The sequence below is a fragment of the Streptomyces aurantiaciflavus genome (assembly GCF_049808595.1).
Taxonomy (GTDB): Bacteria; Actinomycetota; Actinomycetes; order Streptomycetales; family Streptomycetaceae; genus Streptomyces.
In genome coordinates this window covers 231,761-252,525 of record NZ_JBNCAQ010000004.1, presented here as the reverse complement: position 1 = coordinate 252,525, position 20,765 = coordinate 231,761, and the positions used below count along the sequence as shown (strand labels likewise).

General features: G+C 71.0%; 23 protein-coding genes. 20 read left to right on the top strand and 3 right to left on the bottom strand.

The features are described from left to right. The first annotated feature begins 70 nt into the window (after positions 1 to 70). The 4 genes from ACPT94_RS06160 (at position 71) to ACPT94_RS06145 (ending at position 3,807) form a co-directional block, all read left to right on the top strand. A complete protein-coding gene (locus ACPT94_RS06160) occupies positions 71 to 982 on the top strand; it encodes an anti-sigma factor RsbA family regulatory protein (protein ID WP_425245288.1) in 912 nt (303 codons plus the stop codon). A 94-nt stretch (positions 983 to 1,076) separates the two neighbouring features. Continuing rightward, positions 1,077 to 1,559: an ATP-binding protein gene (locus tag ACPT94_RS06155; RefSeq protein ID WP_360348871.1), complete on the top strand. Its 483-nt coding sequence runs from the start codon at positions 1,077 to 1,079 to the stop codon at positions 1,557 to 1,559. Between the two features lie 189 nt (positions 1,560 to 1,748). Next, complete coding sequence (locus tag ACPT94_RS06150; RefSeq protein WP_425245287.1) at positions 1,749 to 3,074, top strand: Nramp family divalent metal transporter; 1,326 nt, start codon at positions 1,749 to 1,751, stop codon at positions 3,072 to 3,074. 148 nt (positions 3,075 to 3,222) lie between these two features. Then, on the top strand, positions 3,223 to 3,807 hold the full coding sequence (locus ACPT94_RS06145) for an isochorismatase family protein (protein WP_425245286.1): 585 nt from the start codon (positions 3,223 to 3,225) through the stop codon (positions 3,805 to 3,807). A 28-nt stretch (positions 3,808 to 3,835) separates the two neighbouring features. On the opposite strand, the gene ACPT94_RS06140 is transcribed toward ACPT94_RS06145, so the two are convergent. Both ACPT94_RS06140 and ACPT94_RS06135 read right to left on the bottom strand, forming a co-directional pair. Then, a complete protein-coding gene (locus tag ACPT94_RS06140) occupies positions 3,836 to 5,110 on the bottom strand; it encodes a hypothetical protein (RefSeq protein ID WP_425245285.1) in 1,275 nt (424 codons plus the stop codon). A gap of 113 nt (positions 5,111 to 5,223) precedes the next feature. Further along, the gene (locus ACPT94_RS06135) at positions 5,224 to 5,733 is read right to left on the bottom strand and encodes a SigE family RNA polymerase sigma factor (RefSeq protein WP_360348859.1); all 510 of its coding nucleotides are present in this window, start codon (positions 5,731 to 5,733) and stop codon (positions 5,224 to 5,226) included. A gap of 139 nt (positions 5,734 to 5,872) precedes the next feature. Here ACPT94_RS06135 and ACPT94_RS06130 point away from each other — a divergent pair, with 139 nt between their 5' ends. Then, positions 5,873 to 6,250 (top strand): hypothetical protein, encoded by a 378-nt coding sequence (locus ACPT94_RS06130; protein WP_360348856.1) that lies wholly within the window; start codon positions 5,873 to 5,875, stop codon positions 6,248 to 6,250. A 407-nt stretch (positions 6,251 to 6,657) separates the two neighbouring features. Continuing rightward, positions 6,658 to 7,203: an LppU/SCO3897 family protein gene (locus ACPT94_RS06125; protein ID WP_425245284.1), complete on the top strand. Its 546-nt coding sequence runs from the start codon at positions 6,658 to 6,660 to the stop codon at positions 7,201 to 7,203. A gap of 106 nt (positions 7,204 to 7,309) precedes the next feature. Here the strand turns inward: ACPT94_RS06125 and ACPT94_RS06120 are convergent, their stop codons facing one another. Beyond that, positions 7,310 to 8,998, bottom strand: a complete 1,689-nt coding sequence (locus ACPT94_RS06120) for a chitinase (RefSeq protein ID WP_425245283.1) — start codon at positions 8,996 to 8,998, stop codon at positions 7,310 to 7,312. A 239-nt stretch (positions 8,999 to 9,237) separates the two neighbouring features. On the opposite strand from ACPT94_RS06120, the gene ACPT94_RS06115 reads away from it, so the two are divergent. The 14 genes from ACPT94_RS06115 (at position 9,238) to ACPT94_RS06050 (ending at position 20,721) form a co-directional block, all read left to right on the top strand. Beyond that, the gene (locus tag ACPT94_RS06115) at positions 9,238 to 10,125 is read left to right on the top strand and encodes a hypothetical protein (RefSeq protein WP_360348847.1); all 888 of its coding nucleotides are present in this window, start codon (positions 9,238 to 9,240) and stop codon (positions 10,123 to 10,125) included. A 66-nt stretch (positions 10,126 to 10,191) separates the two neighbouring features. Then, entirely contained in the window at positions 10,192 to 10,899 is a 708-nt protein-coding gene (gene cpaB / locus ACPT94_RS06110) for a Flp pilus assembly protein CpaB (protein ID WP_360348844.1), read from the top strand. A 13-nt stretch (positions 10,900 to 10,912) separates the two neighbouring features. Continuing rightward, positions 10,913 to 12,163 carry a CpaE/TadZ family protein gene (locus ACPT94_RS06105; RefSeq protein ID WP_360348841.1) on the top strand — a complete coding sequence of 417 codons (1,251 nt, stop codon included), beginning with the start codon at positions 10,913 to 10,915 and terminating at the stop codon, positions 12,161 to 12,163. 89 nt (positions 12,164 to 12,252) lie between these two features. Further along, positions 12,253 to 12,576, top strand: coding sequence for a pilus assembly protein (locus ACPT94_RS06100; RefSeq protein ID WP_360348895.1), 324 nt, complete (start codon positions 12,253 to 12,255; stop codon positions 12,574 to 12,576). Next, positions 12,576 to 12,932, top strand: a complete 357-nt coding sequence (locus ACPT94_RS06095) for a TadE/TadG family type IV pilus assembly protein (protein WP_360348838.1) — start codon at positions 12,576 to 12,578, stop codon at positions 12,930 to 12,932. The genes ACPT94_RS06100 and ACPT94_RS06095 overlap by 1 nt, the downstream gene beginning before the upstream one ends. A gap of 10 nt (positions 12,933 to 12,942) precedes the next feature. Beyond that, positions 12,943 to 14,280 (top strand): TadA family conjugal transfer-associated ATPase, encoded by a 1,338-nt coding sequence (locus ACPT94_RS06090; RefSeq protein WP_360348835.1) that lies wholly within the window; start codon positions 12,943 to 12,945, stop codon positions 14,278 to 14,280. Between the two features lie 145 nt (positions 14,281 to 14,425). Next, on the top strand, positions 14,426 to 15,370 hold the full coding sequence (locus ACPT94_RS06085) for a type II secretion system F family protein (RefSeq protein WP_360348832.1): 945 nt from the start codon (positions 14,426 to 14,428) through the stop codon (positions 15,368 to 15,370). Positions 15,371 to 15,387: 17 nt separating this feature from the next. Further along, entirely contained in the window at positions 15,388 to 16,275 is an 888-nt protein-coding gene (locus ACPT94_RS06080) for a DUF5936 domain-containing protein (protein WP_360348829.1), read from the top strand. A 47-nt stretch (positions 16,276 to 16,322) separates the two neighbouring features. Beyond that, the gene (locus ACPT94_RS06075) at positions 16,323 to 17,804 is read left to right on the top strand and encodes a sensor histidine kinase (protein WP_425245328.1); all 1,482 of its coding nucleotides are present in this window, start codon (positions 16,323 to 16,325) and stop codon (positions 17,802 to 17,804) included. After that, complete coding sequence (locus ACPT94_RS06070; RefSeq protein ID WP_425245282.1) at positions 17,801 to 18,556, top strand: response regulator; 756 nt, start codon at positions 17,801 to 17,803, stop codon at positions 18,554 to 18,556. The genes ACPT94_RS06075 and ACPT94_RS06070 overlap by 4 nt, the downstream gene beginning before the upstream one ends. Positions 18,557 to 18,670: 114 nt before the next feature. Beyond that, the gene (locus ACPT94_RS06065) at positions 18,671 to 18,877 is read left to right on the top strand and encodes a hypothetical protein (RefSeq protein WP_360348820.1); all 207 of its coding nucleotides are present in this window, start codon (positions 18,671 to 18,673) and stop codon (positions 18,875 to 18,877) included. Further along, the gene (locus ACPT94_RS06060) at positions 18,874 to 19,470 is read left to right on the top strand and encodes a pilus assembly protein TadG-related protein (RefSeq protein WP_360348892.1); all 597 of its coding nucleotides are present in this window, start codon (positions 18,874 to 18,876) and stop codon (positions 19,468 to 19,470) included. The genes ACPT94_RS06065 and ACPT94_RS06060 overlap by 4 nt, the downstream gene beginning before the upstream one ends. A 34-nt stretch (positions 19,471 to 19,504) precedes the next feature. Beyond that, positions 19,505 to 20,092: a hypothetical protein gene (locus tag ACPT94_RS06055; protein WP_360348817.1), complete on the top strand. Its 588-nt coding sequence runs from the start codon at positions 19,505 to 19,507 to the stop codon at positions 20,090 to 20,092. Positions 20,093 to 20,100: 8 nt separating this feature from the next. Continuing rightward, entirely contained in the window at positions 20,101 to 20,721 is a 621-nt protein-coding gene (locus ACPT94_RS06050; protein ID WP_360348814.1) for an OmpA family protein, read from the top strand. The last annotated feature ends 44 nt before the right edge of the window (positions 20,722 to 20,765 follow it).

Here is a 20,765-nt window from a genome sequence, read left to right as displayed (position 1 = left end):
GTACGACCCGTACACGCAACCACAAACACATCACCGCGCACCCGACACGCACACCACAGATGGGGGACCAATGACCGCTCAACCCGCCCACACCCCAGGCGCGTTCGACCATCGCATGGCCGCCCCCGCCACGGACGAGGCCTTCCTGGCCGCTGCCCTGCCCTTCCTCGCCGAAGGACTCGCGGCCCCCGACGAGCCGCCGCCCGTGGCCATCGCCGCCCCCGCCAAACTGGACCTCCTGCGCGACGCCCTCGGCGGCGACGCCAAGGAGGTCGGCCTCGTCCCGCACACCGACTGGTACACCGGCTCCGCCGCCAACGCCGTCGCCCGGGCCGCCGGTCACCTGGCCGCGCACGCCGGCCCGGGCGGCCGTATCCACCTCCTCATGGAGCCGGTGTGGAACGGCCGGGCCGGACGCTCGCCGCGTGAGAGCGCCGAATGGATCCGCTACGAGGCCCTCGCGAACCTCCTCTTCGCCCCCACGGCCACCACCGCCCTGTGCGTCTACGACACCCGCACCGCCGGCTCCGTCCTCGTCGCCGCCGCCCGCCGGGCCCACCCCGACACCGGGGTGTACGAGGACCCGGTGCGGCTCGCGGCCGAGCTGGACGCCGTACCGCTGCCCCCGCCCCCGGCGGACGCGCGACAGCTCACCGGGGAGCCCGGGCCGGACACCGTGCGCGTCTGGGCGGCCGGGCGCGGACTGGGCGCCGCCGACGCCGAGCTGTTCGCGGCGGCCGTCACCGAGGCGGCCTCCCTGGGCCGGGTCACCGGCGCCCTGCTGTGGGGCGAGGCCCCCGGCTGCGTCTGCGAACTCACCCTGGCCGACCGCGTCGACGACCCCCTCGCCGGCTTCGTCCCACCGCCCGGCCCCGGACCGGAGCCCGGCCAGGGCCTGTGGTTCGCCCGCCAGGTCTGCGCGTACGTCGACCTCCGCGACGCCCAGGGCGGAGGTACGTCCGTACGTCTCCAGTACGAATGACCCGTAGACCCGGCAGGTATCCCGGGTACCTACAGGTACGGAATCGGGTAGTCCTCCCCGTGTACGGGGAGTACCGGGCGGTCACCCTGAAGTCATGCTGGAACTCTCCGGGGGGCGCCTTTCGGACCCCGACCCTCCGTACGGCGCCTGTCTTCAACCGCCCCTCGGGGCGGGCCACCTGAGCGTCGGGTACGACCCCCGGCCGTCCGCGGTCGGCGAGGCCCGCGCCGAAGTGCGCCGGCAGCTGGAGGGGTGGGGGCTGGCCGACCAGGGCGATCTGGCGGACACGGCCGTCCTGCTCGTCAGCGAGCTGGCCACCAACGCCCTGCTCCACTCCGCGAGCCACTTCCGCCTCACGCTGTCCGCAGCGCACGGCCTCCTGCGCTGCGAGGTGACCGACACCGGCCGCCGCACCCCGCAGGTCCTCCAGGCGGGCTGCGCGGAGAGCGGCCGCGGGATATTCCTGGTCGACGCGCTCGCCCGGCGCTGGGGCTGCCACCAGGACGCGTCGGGCAAGACCGTGTGGTTCGAGCTCGACACGTGCGGATGCGAAGGCTGTGGTCCGCGACAGCCGTAGGAAGCACGGCGGTTCGGGAGCCCGGTCGGCGTACGCCCGCAACCGCGGCCCGGGCCCCGACGGCCCGCCCGGCAGCCGGGGCCCGCTCCTCCGCCCGTAGCAGGGTGTTCGACCAGTACATGAGCACATCGGGTGGAGAACGCGCGGGCCCTCTTGCCGGACCGGCTCCTTTGGGCTTTCTTGACCTTCATGGCGGAAACCACGGGAAACCCCACGGACACCGAGGCATCATCCGGCAGCGACAACTCCTCCCCCCACAAGTCCAGTTGGCGCTACATCGGCCCTGGCATCGTCGTCGCCGCGACCGGCGTCGGCGCCGGCGACCTGGTCGCCACCCTCATCGCCGGCAGCAACTTCGGCTACACGCTGCTGTGGGCGGCGATCCTCGGCTGCCTGGTGAAGATCTCCCTCGCGGAGGCGGCCGGCCGCTGGCACCTGTCCACCGGCCGCACCCTGTTCGACGGCTGGGCGAGCCTGGGCCGCTGGACCACGTACTTCTTCGTCGTCTACGCCGTGATCTGGGGCTTCGTCTACGGCGCCGCGGCGATGTCGTCCAGCGCGCTGCCCCTCCAGGCGCTGTTCCCCGACGTGATGGACCTCAAGTGGTGGGCCGTCGCCTGCGGGGTGGCCGGCCTCGTCTTCGTCTGGTTCAACAAGTACGAGGTCTTCGAGAAGGTCATGACGGTCCTGGTGGGCGTCATGTTCGCGGTGACGGTGTACCTGGCGATCCGGGTCACCCCGAACCTCCCGGACGCCTTCGCCGGCCTCCTGCCCGTCCTCCCCGACGAGAAGGACTCGATCCTCAACACCCTCGGCCTGATCGGCGGCGTCGGCGGCACCATCACCCTCGCGGCCTACGGGTACTGGGTGAACGCCAAGGGCTGGACCAACACCGGCTGGATGAAGGTGATGCGCCTGGACAACCGCGTCGCCTACGCCACCACCGGCATCTTCGTCATCGCGATGCTCTTCGTCGGCGCGGAGCTGCTGCACTCGGCGAACGTGGCCATCGCCGGCGGCGACAAGGGCCTCGTCCAGCTCGGAGACATCCTGGAGGCCGAGTACGGCAGCGCCACCGCCAAGTTCTTCCTCATCGGCTTCTTCGCCACCTCCTACACCTCCCTGATCGGCGTCTGGCACGGCGTGAGCCTGATGTTCGCGGACTTCGTCGCCCGCTATCGCAGCCGAGACGAGACCACCGGCGAGGAGGTCGCCTCCGGCGCACGCGAGCGCTCCTGGCCCTTCCGCGCCTACCTGCTCTGGCTGACCTTCCCGCCGATCGTCCTGCTCTTCCAGGGCCAGCCCTTCCGCCTGATCATCCTCTACGGCGTGCTGGGCGCGGCCTTCCTGCCGTTCCTCGCGGTGACCCTGATCTGGCTCCTCAACTCCGAGCGCACGCCGAGGGAGTGGCGCAACGGATGGGTGAGCAACGGGATGCTCGCGGCTGCGGGGCTGCTGTTCCTGGTGCTGTGCGTGAAGCAGGTCTGGGACCAGCCGTGGTCGGAGTTCTTCTGAGTCCCGGATTCCCTCGGCCCCGGAGCCCCCAGGTCGCTGAGGGCACCGCAGGGCAGGAAGCTTGAGTCGCGCAAGGAATTGATTTTGGCAAGTACCTCTCCTAGGGTGCTGCTCCCCCAGGAGAGCCGCTCGGAGAGGTGCTCGCGCCGTGGCCGTGACCGTGCTGGACGACAGGACCGCGCTCGTGCTGATCGATCTCCAGGCCGGCACGCTCGCCGCTCCCACCCGGCTCTACCCGGCCGCCGACGTGGTGGCCCGCGCCGCCGAACTGGCCGACGCCTTCCGTGCCGCCGGCGCCCCCGTGGTGCTGGTGCGCATGGCCACCTCGTCGGACGGCGCCGACGCGGCACCCGGCCGCAGCGAGGCCGCCCGCCTGGCCGGCGGCCGCTCCCGCCCGTACGACCTGGGGCCCGTCGTCAAGCCGCTCACCGGCCACGACGGGGACGTCCTGGTCACCAAGCGGACGTGGGGCGCCTTCCACGGCACCGACCTCGACCTGCACCTGCGTCGCCGGGGCGTCACGCAGATCGTGCTCGGGGGCATCGCGACCAGCCTCGGCGTCGAGTCGACCGCCCGAGCCGCCCACGAGCACGGCTACCACGTCACGTTCGCGGTCGACGCGATGACCGACATCGACGAGGACGCCCACCGGCACAGCGTCTCGTACCTCTTCCCGCTGATCGGCGAGCCCGGCACGACGAAGGAGATCCTCGACCTGCTGGCCCGCCGCTGAGGGTCGGTCGGTCACCGGGCACCGTCCGTCAGCCCACCCTCAGCCACGTCGGGCTGAGGGCGATCTCGCGCAACTGGGCGATGGTGAGGGCGGGTTCGGGCCGGGTCGCGGCCGTCTCCTGGCTGCCCGAGTTGAAGGCGCTGATCACCACACGCTTGCCGTCCTTGCGCAGCGTGTCGACGGTCCACATCACGACCCCCTCACCGCCCTTCTCGCCCGGCTTCTGGTGCGTCGCGACGCGGGTGCCGTCGGGGAGGGTCTCGGAGCCGGAGCCGTAGAGCTGGTCGGCGACATCGGCCATGTTCGGCTGCACGTTGACCTCCACGAGGCTCTTCCCCCTGCCGTCGTCCACGACGAGATACGCGTACTCCGTCTCCTGGTGGCCGCGCGAGACGACCTTCAGGCCGGCGGGCAGCGAGGTGGCGAGCACCCGCTCGACCACCCTGCCGGAGGCGGCCCGGGGAGCGGCGGACGTCCGGGTCGTCGAAGGCGTCGGCATGCGGCTCTGCTCGGGCAGGGTGTCGATGATCGTCCGCCACTCCGTCGCGGCGGCCAGAGCCTTCAACTGAGCGGGGTTCAAAGGCGGTTCAGGACGACTGACCGGCTGCCCCTTCTCGGCGGGGGCGTTCCACTCGCTCACCCCGACGCGCTGCCCGTCCGGCGTGACCAGGTCCGCGCCCCACGCCTTGGTCTCCTCGCGGCGGTCGGGGTACTCGTAGCCCTGGAAGACCGTGACGACGGACCCGTCGGGCAGTTTCTCGGTCTCGCAGCTGTCGAACGCGGACTGCGCGCCCGCCTCCTTCTTCGGGCACGGCATCACGAGCCTGGCCGGATCGAAGCCGTTGTCGCCCGTCACGGCGCTCAGGTCGATCCGTTCCAGGATCACCGAGACGGCGGCGGCACCCTTGCCGTCGTCGTACACGACGTTCGCGTACGGCGGCAGGTCGCTGTGCGTGCCCCGCCCCTCCTGACTGTGGAACTTCCCCTTGGGAAGCAGCTTCTCGAGCGTCCTGATCACGTCGTCGGCGGAGAAGGACGCCCGCTTGGCGGTCCCGTCCGTGGCGACGGAGGAGGTCTCCTCCGAGGCGCTCCCGTCCGACGGCATCAGCAGCGCCCCGCCCACCCCCACGAGGACGAGGCTCGCCGCGCTCCCCGCGACGGCGAGCCGCCGCAGCCGCAGCCGGCGCCCGTGCGCCTGGTCGGCGGCGGCGAGGGCGGCGCGGTTGGTGTCGAAGGTGCCGCCGGCCTGGCGCAGGGCGGCGGAGAGGCGGTCCTCGAAGGGGTCGTGCTGGTCAACGGGCATGGCACACCACCGTGTTCGGCTCGAAACGAAAGAAGTCGAGGGGACGAGGGGAACGAGGGGAGTCAGGGAGTGAGAGGAAGCCGGGGCAGCGGATCGAGCGGATCCAGCGGATCTCAGGGGCGGGCGTACTCGTCGATGTCCTCGCCCAGCAGCTCCCGCAGCCGTCCGAGGGCCCGTACGCAACGCGTCCGTACGGCGGCGGAGCTGGCGTTCATGGCGCCCGCGGTCTCCTCGATGGACCGGTCCTCCCAGTACCGCAGGACGAGCACGGCCCGGTCCTTGGCGGGCAGCCGGGCGAGGGCCTGGAGCAACGTGAGCCGCAGCGGTACGTCCGTGCCGGCGGTGTCGGCCCGCTCCGGGACGACGTCCACGGCACGCTCACCGCTGCTGCGTCGCCGCTGGTGCGCGAGGAACGTGCGGGTGAGGACGGTCTGCGCGTACCCGGCGGGGTTGTCGGCGCGGGAGACACGCCCCCAACGGAGGTACAGCCTGCCGAGGGTCTCCTGAACCAGATCCTCGGCGAGGTGCGTGTCTCCCGCGGTGAGCAGGCACGCGGACCGGTACAACTGCCCGGTCCGCGCCGCAGCGAACTCCGCGTACTCGTCCGCGCGGGCCTGCCTCATGTGCTCCCCCAGTTCGTGTTGTCCGTCCGCACTGCGCTGTCCTCACCCCATTGATGGGGCGGGGCGGGGGAAATGTTTCAACGAGGACGGAAAGAATGTGCACAGACTCCGTTTCGCCCCGACACACGAGGACCCCCGGATGACCCACCAGCCACCACCCCCGGGCTTCGGCCCACCCCCACCCCAGTACGCCCCCACACCTCACTACGCCCCCACCGCCCCCCAACCCGCCCCTCCGTCCCCCGAGTTCCTGGCGGTCGACAAGAACAACTCGATCGTCGTCGACGCCTCGGGCATCGCCTTCGAGATGTACGGCGTGTCGGCGGACTTCGACTGGCCGGAGATCCGCAGCGTCCACTACAAGGCGAGCCCCAACGGCAAGGCCCTGATGGTGGCGGTGGTCCACCTGGACGGCCAGGTCTACGAGGCGGTGGTGGACGCGAGGCCGCGAGGGCTGCTGCCGGGCTGGTTCGCGCAGTTGGCATGGGTGTTGGGCTACTACCGGCCGATGGGGTAGCGCGAGGGGACCGGCCGGATAGAGTGCTGCACCGGCTTTGGATCACCGACGGAGACTTCGTGAGCACACCACCGCCCCCCTACCAGCCTCCCGCCGGTCACCCGGCACAAGTGCCCACGCCGTACCCGCAGTCCGGCCCGCCGCCTGCGCCGACGCCGTACCCCCAGTCAGGTCCAGCCCCCGCGCCGTACCCGCAGCCCGGCCCGGCACCCACCCCGTACCCCCAGCCCGGCCCGGCGCCTGTGCCCGCCCCCTACCCGCAGGGCGGCCCGGCGCCGATGGGCGCACCGGTGGGCGCACAGATGGGCGCGCCGATGGGCGCCCCACCCGCCCTGGCGTGCCAGATATGCGGGGCCGCACCCGCCGCGTCGGTGACTGTCCGAGGCCATCAGGGCATGATCGTGGTCATGCGCTCCCTGCGGCGGCAGGGCGCGTTCTGCCGCAGCTGCGGGCTGGCCGTCTTCCGTGAGATGCAGGCGAGCACGATGCTGGCGGGCTGGTGGGGCCCGCTGTCGGTGATCATCACCCCGATCACCCTGCTGCTGAACCTCGGCGCCCGGTCCACCCTCCTTCGCCTCCCCGAGCCCACGACCTGGGGCGGACGGCCGCCGCTCGACCCGGGCAAGCCCATCATGAAACGCCCGGCAGGCATCATCGCCCTCGTACCCCTGGTACTGCTCGGCCTGGCCGTCATCGCCCTCCCCCTGCTGATGATCATCGGCTTCACGATGGGCGACGGCAGTACGAAGCCGCTCACCGTCGGCTCGTGCGCCCGCAACGACGGTTCCTGGAGCGACCAGGACCTGAAGACCGTGCCCTGCGGTTCGTCGGACGCGCAGTACCAGGTCTCCGACCCCGGGACGGGGGAGTGCGAGCAGGGCGACTACATCGCCGACCTGAAGTACAGCAAGGACGGCACGACTTCCTTGTGCCTGCATCCGCTGGACGGCTGAACCCGACTGTCCGCCTGACGCGCGCCCTCGGGCGTGGCGGGAAGCCGACGCCTGGTCCCGGGGGCCGCTGGGAACCAGGCGTCGACCACTCACACCCCGCGACGCCTCACGGCAGCGCGTGGACGTGCGGGCCCACCGCGCTCGACCACGCGTTGCCCGCCGTCGCGTCCCAGTTCGTCGACCACGTCATGGCGCCCCGCAGAGCGGGGTACGTCCGCGGCGGCTTGAACGAACCGCAGCCGGTGCCCTTCGTCAGGCAGTCCAGGGCGTTGTTGACGACGGTCGGTGAGACGTATCCGCTGCCCGCGCCCCGCGTCGAGGCCGGCAGGCCGAGGCCCACCTGGGACGGGGACAGGCCGCCTTCCAGTTGGATGCAGGCCAGGGCGGTCAGGAAGTCGACCGAGCCCTGGCTGTAGACCTTGCCGTCGCAGCCCAGCATGGAACCGCTGTTGTAGTACTGCATGTTGACGACGGTCAGGATGTCCTTCACGTTCAGCGCGGTCTGGAAGTACGCGTTCGACGTCGACTGCATGTCGATCGTCTGCGGGGCCATCGTGAGGATCAGCGACGGGCCCGCCTTCGCCGACAGCGCCCGCAGCGCCTGTGTCATGTACGTCGTGTTGAGGCCGTTCTCGAGGTCGATGTCGACGCCGTCGAAGCCGTACGTCTGCATCAGCGCGTACACGGAGTTCGCGAAGTTGGCCGCGGAGGCCGCGTCGTTCACCGTGACCGTGCCGCGCTCGCCGCCGACCGAGACGATGACCTTCTTGCCGGCCGCCTGCTTGGCTTTGACGTCCGCCTTGAACTGGTCGACCGTGTAGCCGTTCAGGCCGGCGGAGTCCAGGTTGAACGTCACCGCGCCCGGTGTGGTCGTCGCGTCCGCGAAGGCCACGGCGATGATGTCGTACTGGGCGGAGACGTCCGAGACGCGCTGCACCGTCGCGCCGTTGTTGAAGTTCTGCCAGTAACCCGTCACGGCGTGCCGGGGCAGTGTGCCCCCGCCGCCACCCGTGGGCGCCGTCGTCGCCGTCACCGCCGCCGACCTCGGCGACTCGCCCGCCGCGTTCGTCGCCGTGACCTGGAAGGAGTACGACGTCGACGCCGCGAGCCCGGTCACCGTGGCGGAGGTGCCGGTCACCGCCGTCACCTTCGTACCGGCGCGGTAGACGGTGTAGCCCGTCGCGGTCGGGGCGGCGTTCCAGGAGAGGGAGACCGAGGAGGAGGTCGTCCCGGAGACCGCCAGGCCCGTCGGCGCGGACGGGATCGTCGGGTCCGGGTCGCCGCCTGAGCCGCCGTCCGGGCCGTACACCGAGACGTCGTCGGCGTAGTACGCGGCCTGGCCGTACCAGCCGTGGGTGTACACGGTCACCGATGTCGTCGAGGAGCCTGTGGTGAAGCTCGTCGACAGCTGTTTCCAGGAGGACGAGTCGGGCGTCCACGTCGACACGTCCGTCGTGCCCGTGCCGGTCACGCCCAGGTAGGTGTAGCCGCCCTGGACCCATGCGCTCAGCGTGTACGTCGAGTTGGGCCTGACGGCCACCGTCTGGGCGCATCTGGCGTTGTCCTGGCCGGCCGGCGTCGCCTTCAGCGCGGCCGTGCCGCCGTGCACGGGGGAGGGGACCGTCGTACCGCTCGACGCCGAGCAGGTCCAGTTGGTCAGGCCGGACTCGAAGCCGGCGTTCTTCGCGTTGTTGAGGTCCGCGGCGGACGCCTGAGCCGCGCCCGCCAGGGACAGGGTGAGGGCGGCGGCCGCCGCTCCCGACCAGAGCCGTATCCATCGTTTGTGTGGGGACATGACAACAAGTTGGTCCAGACCAATTGTGTTGTCAAGGTATCCGCTTGTGGAGGCCCTGTGTGCGTAACCTGCCCTGGTTTGGGCTGACTTGAGCGTAGAGGAGTTGTTGCTCAGCCACGGAAAGTGGTTCTCCGGCCACAGGGGCGTGGATACAGTGCTGAGGTAGTCACGCAATGAAGTCACCTCGGTGCACCGGAGTAACGCCGGTGGGCCGGACCGCGGGAATCGGGGAGCTGCGCGTGCCAACTGCCGTTGCCGTGACCGGCGCCGATCTGGCGCTGCCGCCGCAGGACGAGCGGACCCTGCCCGCCGCCGTCCTCGACGGCCTGGACCGCCGGCCCCTCGACCAGGCCGTCACCGCCGTCCAGACGCTGATCGAGCAGCACGGGCACGTGGTCGTCGTGTACTCGCGGGCCGTCCCCGCGGCCGTCGAACACCGGCTGCACACCATCCGCTCCCTCCTGGAGAGCGACCGCATCGCGTTGTTCCGCCCCGAGTTACCCCCGCTCGGAGTCGCCGTCCTGGCCCGCCAGTTACGCCAGCTCGCCTCCTGCGACCTCAGCCCCGGCGTCCTCGCCTCGGCCGGCCGGCTCCTCACCCACTACATCCACACGGGCGCGCTCCTCGCCTCCGTCGCCCGTCTCGACCGGGTCCCCGTAGGCCTGAAGTCGCACGCCAGGTCATGGGTGCCGGGCAGTCAGTTCGGCGTACTCGCCCATCCGCAGCCCCACCTGGTGAAGGCCGCCCCCGACACCACCCTGCCGGGCCCCGAGTTCGGCACTTGGATGCTGGTCGCCAAAGGGCAGCTCCAGTCCGACTGGGTCACCGCCACCCTCGCCCCCGCCTGGAAGGCCCAGGGCCTGCGCGAGACGGACCTGCCCGCCGAGTCCGCCGACTGGTGGGGAACCGGCAAGCTCATCGAGTTCTGCGCCTACCTGCCCGACCTGTCGGTCCTCTACCAACTGGTCACCTCCGTACGCCAGACCGTCTGCCACTGGTGCGGCATCGACGTCATCGGCGACCGCTGCGTGTTCTGCTCCGCCACCCCGCCGCCCGCCCACGAGACCACCCGCCCCGCGCTCACCGGGGGCGGCCGCCACAGCCGCGCGCTGACCACCGGCGGCTGAACAGGCCCACCGCCCCGCCCGCTTCCGTCCGCCCGCCCCGACCCCCAACGAGGTTGCACGGTTCTCATGAACTCCCGTCAGCGCCGCGGCGTGATCCTCCTGCTCCTGTCGGTTCTGTGCGCCCTCGGCGCCTTCGCCGGCGTCCTCTCCGTCATCGACGACGTGGAGTCCAAGGTCGGCCCCGAGGTCGCCGCGTACCGGCTGAAGGCCGACGTCGCGCCGTACACCCCGCTCACCACGGCCCAGTTCGAGAAGATCGAGATGCCCGAGCGCTGGCTCTCCGAGAACGCGGTGACCGATCTCGCCGCCATCCGCGGCAAGATCGCCGTGACGACCCTCAAGGAGGGGTCGCTGCTGCAGAGCGACATGATCGTCGACCAGCCGGCCCTCCAGCCGGGCCAGCAGGAGGTCGCCATCATGGTCGACGCGGCGACCGGCGTCGCAGGCAAGATCACCCCGGGCTCCTCGGTCAACGTCTACGCCACCTTCGAGGGCGTGAAGGAAGGCGACCCCGACCAGTCGAAGATCATCGTCACCAACGCCCGCGTCCTCGACGTCGGCGAGCTGACCGCCCTCAAACCCGACGCCGACGACCGCGGCCGGGAGCCCACCGACGCGGTCCCCATCACCTTCGCGCTGTCCACCCTCGACGCCCAGCGCATCACCTACGCCGAGTCGTTCGCCAAGCGCGTCCGCCTCGCCCTGGTGGCGCCCGGCACCCCCACCACGGTCCCCGACCAGGACCGTACGTACGAACTCGCCACGGACAAGTGAGAGGCCGCCCGCCATGCCCACGAGGATCCTCCCGGCCGTCGGCGACGCGGACGCGGTCCGCTCCCTCACCACCTTGCTCAGCCAGCTCCCCGACGCCGAACCGGTCACCCCCGTCGCCGACTCCACCCAGCTCGTCGACACCCTCGCACGCCTCGCCGCCGAGTCGGTCGACGAACTGCCCGAGGTCGTGATCGTCCACGAACGCATCGGGCCCGTACCGGCGCTGGAGCTGGTCCGCGAGGTCGCGCTGCGCTTCCCGGCCGTCGGCGTCATCCTCCTCACCACCGACGCGAGCCCCGGCCTCTTCTCCGCCGCCATGGACTCCGGCGCCCGCGGCCTGGTCGCCCTGCCCCTCAACTACGAGGAGCTGGCCAGCCGCGTCCAGGCGGTCGCCCAGTGGTCGGTCGGCGTACGACGCCATCTCGGCCACGGCGGCGACGTGTTCACCGGCGTCGGCGGCACCGTCGTCACCGTCAGCGGCGCCAAGGGAGGCGTCGGCGCCACCCTCACGGCCGTCCAGCTCGCCCTCGCCGCCCAGGCGTCCGGTCGCCCCACCGCCCTGGTCGACATGGACCTCCAGGCCGGTGACATCGCCTCCTACCTGGACGTCCAGTTCCGCCGCTCGGTCGTCGACCTCGCCGCCATCGCCGACATCTCGCCCCGCATCCTCGCCGAGGCCGTCTTCCGCCACGACACCGGCGTGGCCCTCCTCCTCGCCCCCGGCGAGGGCGAACGCGGCGAGGAGGTCACCGACCGCGCCGCCCGGCAGATCGTCAGCGCCCTGCGCTCCCGCTACGAGGTCGTCGTCGTCGACTGCGGCGCCCAGCTCGGCGGCGCCGGCGCGGCGGCGGTGGAGATGGCGGACACCGCCCTGCTGGTGACCACCCCCGACGTCGTCGCCGTCCGCGGCGCCAAACGCACCGTCCGCATGTGGGACCGCCTCCAGATCCGCAAGGCCGAGGAGACCACGGTCGTCGTCAACCGCAACAGCCGCGTCTCCGAGATCCAGCCCGCGCTCATCCAGAAGATCGCCGGCACCGCCATCGCCACGACCGCGATCCCCGCCAACTTCAAGGAACTCCAGGCCGCGGTCGACGCCGGCCGGGTCCACGCCCTCGACGGCAAGGGCACCGTCCGTCAGGCGATGTGGGCGCTCGCCGGCGAGCTGGGCCTGGTGAAGGCACCGGAGGGCGCGGAACGCCGGGGCGGCCGCGCACGGGGCGGCGACCGGGGCCCGGCCGGATTCCGGCGGAGGAGGGACTGACAGTGCCTTCACCAGCCGTACGCGGAGCGCGGCCGAGAGGCGTGCGCGGCGCCCGGGACCGGGGCCAGGTCACCATCGAGTTCCTCGGCATGACCCCGCTGATCATCCTGACCTTGGTGCTGATGTGGCAGTTCGTGCTGCTGGGATACACGTACACGCTCGCGGGGAACGCTGCCGACGAGGCGGTGCGGGCGGCGACGGCGGTTCCGGCGGGGGAGCGGCAGGGGGCGTGCGTACAGGCGGGTCTGGACAAGCTGCCGGACGCGTGGGACGGCCAGGTCGAGTGCGGCACGGCGGGCGGTTACGTCACGGCCGACGTCAGGCTCCAGGTCCCCGTGCTCTTCCCCGGCTCCATCGGCTTCCCCTTCGAGGTCGAGGGCCACGCGGGTGCCGTCGAGGAGGTGAAGGACTGATGCCGTACGACGGCAGGGGCCGCGACCGGGGCCAGGTCGCCCTGGAGTACCTCGGGTTCGTCCCGCTCCTGATCCTCGTCGCGCTGGCGGGCGCGCAGATCGGTCTCATCGCGTACACCGCCCAGCAGGCGGGGACGGCGGCCCGGGCGGGGGCACGCGCCGCCTCGATCGACGAGGACGCCCAGGAGGGCTGCCAGAACGCGGTCAGCGGATGGCTGGCCGACCAGACGCAGTGCTCCGCCGCGTGGGGCGCCGACGAGGTCACGGTCACCGCCAGCATCGCGATCCCGCAGATCGTCCCCGGCTGGGACTTCGGAGACGCCCAGAAGACCGCCACCATGCCGTTAGACCACTGAGGAAGCGCCCATGAGCCTGCGGTCACGCATCAACTCACCCGAAGAGAACGGCAGCCGGGGCGAGGACGGCCACCTGGTCGCCTCCTATCGCGCCAAGCTGCTGGAGGAGATCGACCTCGCGGAGATGAGTTCGCTGGCGGCGGCCGAGCGCCGGGCCCGCCTGGAACGGGTGCTGGGGCACATCATCAGCCGCGAGGGCCCGGTGCTGTCGACCGTGGAGCGCTCCCAGCTGATCCGCAGGGTGGTCGACGAGGCCCTAGGCCTCGGCATCCTGGAACCGCTCCTCGAGGACGCCTCCATCACGGAGATCATGGTGAACGGCCCCGACGCGATCTTCGTCGAACGGGCGGGCCGCGTGGAACAGCTCCCGATCCGCTTCGCCTCCAACGACCAGCTGATGCAGACGATCGAACGCATCGTCTCCACGGTCAACCGCCGCGTGGACGAGACCAACCCGATGGTCGACGCGCGACTGCCCTCGGGCGAACGCGTCAACGTCATCATCCCGCCCCTGTCCCTGACCGGCCCCATCCTCACCATCCGCCGCTTCCCCCGCTCCTTCACCCTCCACGAGCTGATCGGCTTCGGCTCGCTCGACGAGCACATGGTGTACCTGCTGGCGGGCCTGGTGCAGGCGAAGTTCAACGTGATCGTCTCGGGCGCGACGGGCACCGGGAAGACGACCCTCCTGAACGCTCTGTCGGGCCTGATCCCGGAGGGCGAACGCATCATCACCATCGAGGACTCGGCGGAACTCCAGCTCCAGCAGTCGCATGTGATCCGCCTGGAGTCCCGCCCCCCGAACGTGGAGGGCAAGGGCCGCATCACCATCCGCGACCTGGTCCGCAACTCGCTGCGCATGCGCCCGGACCGGATCGTGGTCGGTGAGGTCCGGGGCGGGGAGTCGCTCGACATGCTCCAGGCGATGTCGACGGGCCACGACGGCTCCCTGGCCACGGTCCACGCGAACAGCGCCGAGGACGCGTTGATGCGCCTGCAGACCCTGGCGTCGATGTCGGACGTGGAGATCCCCTTCGTCGCCCTCCACGACCAGATCAACAGCGCGGTGGACGTCATCATCCAGCTCACCCGCTTCGCGGACGGGGTGCGGCGGGTGACGGAGATCGCGTTGCTCGACAGCCACGGCGGAGAGCCGTACCGCCTCGCGACCATCGCCCGCTTCGACGCCCAGCCGATGGCGGCGGACGGCCGTATCCACGGCGCCTTCCAGTACTTCCCGCTCCCACGCCGCACCGCCGACCGCCTCCACATGGCGAGCCAGCCCATCCCCCAGGCCTTCGGAGTGGCCCGCACACTCGACGACCTGACCACCCGGGAAGCCAGGTAGACCCTCGCGGCCAGGACACCCAGGACACCCAGGACACCCAGGACACCCAGGACACCCAGGACAGACAGAACAGCCAGGACAGACGGAAAAGCGAAACGCACGGAAAAGCGGAACAGACGGAAGACAGGACAGGCAGGACACCCCCATGGATCTCCAGAACCTGATCACCCTCACCACCGGCGTGGCCCTGCTGACCTGCGTGCTGGCCGTCGCGGGCCTGCACACCTACGCGCGCGGCCGCGCCCAGCGGGCGGCCCTCGTCGACCGGCTCTCCGCCACCGGCCAACCCGTCCTCACCGGGCGCCGGCGCCGCTTCCGCACCCTCGACCGCCGCCTGCGCCGTACGAACCTCGGCCGCAGACTCGAACTGAAGCTGACGGCGACGGGCCTGGACGTGACACCGGGCGAGTTCTTCGCCTACATGCTGGCGACGGTCGCCGCCCTGTGGCTGATCGGCCAGGCCACCCTGGCCCCCTTCTTCGGCCCCCTGGCCGGCCTCCTCGGCGTCTGGGCGGCCGTCCAGTTCCTCAACTGGCAACGCCAGAAACGCATCGAACGCTTCATCAACCAACTCCCCGAACTGGCCCGCATCCTCGCCAACGCCACCCACGCCGGCCTCGCCCTGCGCACGGCCATCAGCATGGCGGCGGAGGAGCTGGAGGCGCCGGCGGGGGAGGAACTGGCGAAGGTGGCCGACCAGTTGGCGATCGGCCAGTCCTTGGACGACGCGTTGGGGGAGCTGGCGGAGCGGCTGCCGTCGCGGGAGCTGGTCGTGCTGGTGACGACGCTGGTGCTGTCGAACCGGGCCGGCGGGCAGGTGGTGGGGGCCCTGCGCAACCTGACCGAGACGCTCGAGGAACGCAAGGAGACGCGACGTGAGATCCGCACCCAGCTCTCCCAGGTGAGCATGACGTCGTACGCCGTTCCCGCCCTGGGCGTCGGCTCGTTGTTCCTGATGAACGGGGTCAAGGACGGCGCCCTGGACCGTATGACCGGATCCCCGCTCGGCCAGGGGGCGGTCATCATCGCGTTCGCCCTTTACGCCGTCGGGTTCGTCCTCATCCGCCGTATGTCCCGCATCGACGTCTGAGCAGGAGGTATCTGGTGATGGGCCTGCTGCTCGCACTGGTCATGGGCCTCAGCGTCTGGGGCGTCTTCGCCGGCGTCCGCATGTACCGGGCGGACGCGAAACTCCCCGCCGACCTCGCGCTGGCCCTGGAGGTCGGGTCCACCCGCACGGGCGCGATGGACTCACTCGTCGACCGCATGGGCATGCGGTACGCGCCCGCCGTACTGCGGCTGATGGGGCCCAGGCAGGTCGCCAAGTACCGCCGCAGAATCGACCTGGCGGGCAATCCGGGCGGCCTGACGATCGACCGGTACGCGGCCCGCCGGGCGGTGTACGGCGCGCTCGGCGTCGTGGGCGCTCTGGTGTTCGCGCTGCGGGGCGACTGGTTGGTGGCACTGCTGATGCTGGCCTTCGGGGCGTTGTGGACGGAGGTCGGCATCTGGTCGGCGATCCGGGTGCGCAAGGACGTGATCGAGCGGACGCTGCCGGACTTCCTCGACGTCCTGGCGGTGGTGGTCAGCGCGGGCCTGGGCTTCCGCCAGGCACTCGACCGGGTGGCGACGCGGTACGAGGGCCCCTGGGCGGACGAGATCCGCATCACCCTCCGCCAGATGGACCTCGGCGTGAGCCGCCGCCAGGCCTTCGCGGAGCTGCGCCGCCGCAACGACTCCGAGCAGGTCGCCATGTTCGTGACGGCCCTGCAGCAGGGCGAGGAGCTGGGCGCGCCGATCGTCGACACGCTCGTCTCCATCGCCAAGGACATGCGCCGTACGGACGCGCAGAACGCCCGCCGGAAGGCGGCGCGCGCGGTTCCCCGGGCGACCTTGATGATCACCACGTTCATGGTCCCGGCGACGATGCTGCTGCTCGGCGCGGGATTGCTGCTGGGGTCCGGGACGGACTTCGGCACGATCACCGGGAAGTAGGGGCGGGGCGTGTGGCTACGACGGTGGGCACGGCCGGGGTGGCGCGGATGACGGCTGGGATGACGGGGGTGGCGGCGGGCACAGCGGGCACGGCGGGGATGACGGGGGTGGCGGCGGCCACAGCGGGCACGGCGGGGATGACGGGGGTGGCGGCGGGGACTGGGATGGCTGCGGGGACTGGGATGGCTGCGGGGACGACGGGGGTGGTGACGGGGATGACGGGAGGGAGGCGGCTGAGGGCGGCGGTGTTCGGGCGCCGGGCGACATCTCGCGGTCCCGTGACCGGTCCGCCGCTCGCCCTCCAGGTCAACGCCCTCCAGGCGATGTGCCGCCAGGTCTTCGGCTTCCGCCTGGCGATGATCGCGCTCGCCGCCCCGGCGGCCCTGCTGAACGCGTCCCCCGGCCTGGGCGCCCGACTCGTGGGCGCGGCGGTCGTCGTCACCTTCATGGTGTCGTACGCCCTGTTCCGCGACTGGGAACGCTTCGGCCCCCTCCTCCTCCGCCACCCCACGCTCCTGGCGGCGGACACCCTCTTCGGCTCGCTGCTGCTGATCTCGGCGGGCCCGGACACGACCCTCGCCTACGTCAGCGTCTGCACCCCCCTGCTCGCGGGCATCGTCTACGGCTGGCGCGGCGCCGCCTGCTTCGCCTCCCTCCAGTCGCTGATCCTGCTGCTGGTGTACGCGACGACGCAGGAGGCGCAGCCGCTCGAGACACACGCGAGCCTGGCCGAACGGCTGCTGCTGCCGGGCTTCTGCGTCATCACGGGCGCCGTGGGCTCGACACTGCGGGGCCTGACGCTCCGCTTCGGCGAGGCGACGCAGGCCCTGACGACGACCCAGGCCCGCCTGGCCGCCAGGGAGGCCACCGACGCCGAACGGGCCCGCCTGGCCCGCGAGATGCACGACTCGGTGGCCAAGACCCTGCACGGCGTGGCCCTCGCGGCAGAGGCACTGGCCCGCACGGCCAACGCCCCCGACACCCACCCGGAGCGGTTGCGCGAACAGGCGGACCTGGTGGCACGTGCGGCACGGCGGGCGGCGGCGGAGTCGCGGGAGTTACTGAGGGACCTGAGGGCCGAGCCGACGACGGCGAAGGAGATCCTGTCGGAACTCCGGTCCAGTGCAAGGGACTTCGCCCGACGCACGGGACTGCCGACGGAGTACCACTCCGTGGGTACGACGACGGAGGTACGGGTCCCCTCCGGGGTGGCCCGCCACATCCTCACGATCACCGAGGAGGCGATGGAGAACGCCCACCGCCACGCCGACGCCACCCACGTCGACGTACACGCGGGCGTACGCGACGACCGCCTCCACGTCACCGTCCACGACGACGGCAGAGGACTGCCGCCATCCGTGTCCCTGGAACACCTCCGCCGCGCGGGCCACTTCGGCCTGCTGGGAATGGTGGAGCGGGCGGCTTCGATGGACGCGCGGATCGAGATCGGCAGGGGCGAGCGGGATCGGGGCACGCAGGTACGCCTGGAACTCCCTTTGCCCCGTAGGGGATCGGAGGCCACCGAATGACACAGCTGCGGGTTGTGGTCGCCGACGACAACCCGGTGGTCCGCGCCGGTCTGACGGCCCTGCTCTCCGGCCGCGACGACATCTCGGTCGTGGCGGAAGCGGCGAACGGACACGAGGCCTGCGAGGTCACCGCCCGCCACCGCCCCGACGTGGTCCTCCTGGACGTCCGCATGCCCGTCATGGACGGCCTCGCGGCACTCCCGTACCTGGCGAGCATCGCCCCGGTCATGATGCTCACCTACAGCGGCGAGTCGGAGACCGTCCAGGAGGCGCTGCGCCGGGGGGCCGGTGGCTACCTGGTGCACGGCGAGTTCACGGTGGAACAACTGATCGCGGCGGTACGGGACATCGGGGCCGGCCGCGCCCATCTGACGCCGACGGCGGCGGGGGCGCTGGTGGCGCACTTGAGGGCGACGGGGGCGGCGAAGGGGGCGACGGAGGCGATGAGCTCGGATGCGGATGCGGATGCGAACGCACATAGCGACTCGGAAGTCCCTTACGATCAAAGGCCAGTTACCTCTCCAAAGCCTTCACAATTGCAATCAAATATGGGACAGTCAAGGTTCCAGCTCAGTGGGAGGGAGGCGGAGATCATGGACCTCATCGCATCCGGGATGAACAACCAGCAGATCGCCGCCACCTGCTTCATCAGCGAGAAGACGGTCAAGAACCACATCAACCGCATCTTCGCCAAGCTCCACAGCACCAATCGCGCGGAAGCGGCTGCCAAGTGGCTGGGGGCAGCGGGATGAACACACGCGTAGGCCTGAATTGGGCCCGGAAATGGGCCCTGGGACCCTCGGCCGCCCACCCCACCACGGCGTACCGTGCACGCGCCGGCAGCGCGACCAGCGGAGGGGAACCCCATGAGCAACTGGATCAACACCACCGCCGCGTCCCTCAGGACCCGGGCTGCCCGGGCCGGGCGGGGGGACCGGGGGCAGACGGCGGTGGAGTACTTGGGGATCATCGCGGTGGTGGTGGCGATTGTGCTGGCTATTACGGGGACGGACATCGGTCAGACGATCTACAACGCCATCACGGACAAGATCACCGAAGTCACGGGCGGCTGACGCCGACCCGTAGGCGTGGCGACGCGGGGCAGGCTTTTCCCATCTACATCACGGTGGTGGCGGGACTGCTCTTTCTTGCGTTCGCTTACCTGGCGGTCGGCCAGGCGGCGGCGAACAGGAACGGGGCTCAGACAGCAGCGGACGCGGCGGCGCTCGCGGCAGCTCAGGACACCCGGGACCAGTTGGCGGGCGAGTGGGTGAAGAACGTACGCGACCCGACGGTGTGGCGGCGCATCTTCGACGGAGACGCGGAAGGGATCGTCGACTCGTGCTGGCGGGCGTACGAACTCGCCGCGCAGAACGGCGCAGGTGTGGACGGGTGCGACCCTGACGGTCTCCTCGGTTACACGGTCGCCGTCACCACCAACAAGAGCGTCGGGGACTCCATCGTTCCCGGAACCGAAAGCATCAGATCCACTGCGACCGCATCCGCCGTGATCGAGCCGCTCTGCGAACTCCCCAGTGAGGGGGCGGAGGAGGGCGAGCTTCCCCAGCTCACCTGCGAGGACGGCGTCATCTGGACCCTGGATCCGGAAGACCTGACCGACCTCCCGGAGCCTCAGGACCTCTTCGACGTCCACCTGGCCGACTGACAAGCGAACGACGAACGACGAAGGAAGCAGAGGCATGAGCATTCGGTTCACGACGAAGGCCCTAAGGGGGATGGTCGCGTGCGCGGTCGCGGCCGGTCTGGCTCTCGGAGTGGCCGGCTGTGGCGGTGGCGGCGGCGGTGACGAAAGCGACAAGCCGAAGAGTTCGGCGTCCGCGTCGAAGGGCGATGGCTCCCAACCGAGCCCTCAGGAGGGGCAGTCGGGTGACCCGCTGGCGGAGCTGAAGGGGCCCGAAGGCCTGTTGCTGCAGATCACCACCGCCCAACGCGACTCGGGCGGCTTCGTCACGGTGAACGGGAACCTCAAGAACGAGGGCAGCAAGACGGCCAACGTGCCTGCCCAGCTGAGCGGCAACGAGACCGAGATCATCCGGAACGGCCGATCTCTCGGCGGGGCCACCCTGGTGGACGCCAAGGGGAAGAAGCGCTACTACGTGCTGCGCGACACCGACGGGCGCCCGCTGACCACCACCAATTTCCCTGCGCTCAAGGCTGGCGAAACCCTGCCCGTCTTCATGCAGTTCCCGGCGCCTCCGGCCGGAACCACGGAGGTGGCCTTCCAGCTGCCCATGTTCCCGTCGGCCACCATCGGCATCTCCGGGTGAGGCCCACCATGACCTCTCCCCGAACCGCCTTGGCCGTGGCGACGGTGATGGCCGCCACCTGCCTGCTCGGGAACCCCGCGGCCCATGCCGACGACTCACCCAGCGTCCCCCCGGGCACCGAACCCACCGCCACCGCCCCCGTGGAGGTCGACCCCAACGACCCCGACCTCAAGCTCCCCGAAGGCGGCACTCTCGCCGAAGCCAAGGTCCTCGACATCAAGCAGGTCGTGGAGGACCAGGCCGGCGAGGAGCGCCGTGAGGACACCAACGCGGACGTGACGTTCGCCCTTCAGGCGGAGGTGCTGTTCGGCAAGGACAGCGCCAGGCTGAGCGCGGTGTCGAAGGCGCGCATCGGAGGTATCGCCGAGGAGATCAAGAAGCAGAACGCCACGAGGATCCGCGTCTTCGGCTTCACGGACAACCTGGGCTCCTCCGCCCACGGCGACGTCCTGTCCCGCCAGCGCGCCAACGCCGTACAGGCCGCTCTGGACGACGAACTGAACGACCCGAACGTCACCTTCGACGTACGCGGCTACGGCGAGCAGTACCCCATCGCCGACAACTCGACCGAGGCCGGCCGCAAGAAGAACCGACGGGTGGAGGTCACGTTCCCGCGGACCGGGAGCTGACCGCCCGCCGGTCCCATGACTTCGGCCGGATTACGGACCTCCAC

Coding starts and splice junctions, on each gene's coding strand:
- ACPT94_RS06160 (WP_425245288.1), top strand. CDS start 71: ATGACCGCTCAACCCGCCCACACCCCAGGCGCGTTCGACCATCGCATG.
- ACPT94_RS06155 (WP_360348871.1), top strand. CDS start 1,077: ATGCTGGAACTCTCCGGGGGGCGCCTTTCGGACCCCGACCCTCCGTAC.
- ACPT94_RS06150 (WP_425245287.1), top strand. CDS start 1,749: ATGGCGGAAACCACGGGAAACCCCACGGACACCGAGGCATCATCCGGC.
- ACPT94_RS06140 (WP_425245285.1), bottom strand. CDS start 5,110: ATGCCCGTTGACCAGCACGACCCCTTCGAGGACCGCCTCTCCGCCGCC.
- ACPT94_RS06135 (WP_360348859.1), bottom strand. CDS start 5,733: ATGAGGCAGGCCCGCGCGGACGAGTACGCGGAGTTCGCTGCGGCGCGG.
- ACPT94_RS06130 (WP_360348856.1), top strand. CDS start 5,873: ATGACCCACCAGCCACCACCCCCGGGCTTCGGCCCACCCCCACCCCAG.
- ACPT94_RS06125 (WP_425245284.1), top strand. CDS start 6,658: ATGCGCTCCCTGCGGCGGCAGGGCGCGTTCTGCCGCAGCTGCGGGCTG.
- ACPT94_RS06120 (WP_425245283.1), bottom strand. CDS start 8,998: ATGTCCCCACACAAACGATGGATACGGCTCTGGTCGGGAGCGGCGGCC.
- cpaB (WP_360348844.1), top strand. CDS start 10,192: ATGAACTCCCGTCAGCGCCGCGGCGTGATCCTCCTGCTCCTGTCGGTT.
- ACPT94_RS06105 (WP_360348841.1), top strand. CDS start 10,913: ATGCCCACGAGGATCCTCCCGGCCGTCGGCGACGCGGACGCGGTCCGC.
- ACPT94_RS06100 (WP_360348895.1), top strand. CDS start 12,253: ATGACCCCGCTGATCATCCTGACCTTGGTGCTGATGTGGCAGTTCGTG.
- ACPT94_RS06095 (WP_360348838.1), top strand. CDS start 12,576: ATGCCGTACGACGGCAGGGGCCGCGACCGGGGCCAGGTCGCCCTGGAG.
- ACPT94_RS06090 (WP_360348835.1), top strand. CDS start 12,943: ATGAGCCTGCGGTCACGCATCAACTCACCCGAAGAGAACGGCAGCCGG.
- ACPT94_RS06085 (WP_360348832.1), top strand. CDS start 14,426: ATGGATCTCCAGAACCTGATCACCCTCACCACCGGCGTGGCCCTGCTG.
- ACPT94_RS06080 (WP_360348829.1), top strand. CDS start 15,388: ATGGGCCTGCTGCTCGCACTGGTCATGGGCCTCAGCGTCTGGGGCGTC.
- ACPT94_RS06075 (WP_425245328.1), top strand. CDS start 16,323: ATGACGGCTGGGATGACGGGGGTGGCGGCGGGCACAGCGGGCACGGCG.
- ACPT94_RS06070 (WP_425245282.1), top strand. CDS start 17,801: ATGACACAGCTGCGGGTTGTGGTCGCCGACGACAACCCGGTGGTCCGC.
- ACPT94_RS06065 (WP_360348820.1), top strand. CDS start 18,671: ATGAGCAACTGGATCAACACCACCGCCGCGTCCCTCAGGACCCGGGCT.
- ACPT94_RS06055 (WP_360348817.1), top strand. CDS start 19,505: ATGAGCATTCGGTTCACGACGAAGGCCCTAAGGGGGATGGTCGCGTGC.
- ACPT94_RS06050 (WP_360348814.1), top strand. CDS start 20,101: ATGACCTCTCCCCGAACCGCCTTGGCCGTGGCGACGGTGATGGCCGCC.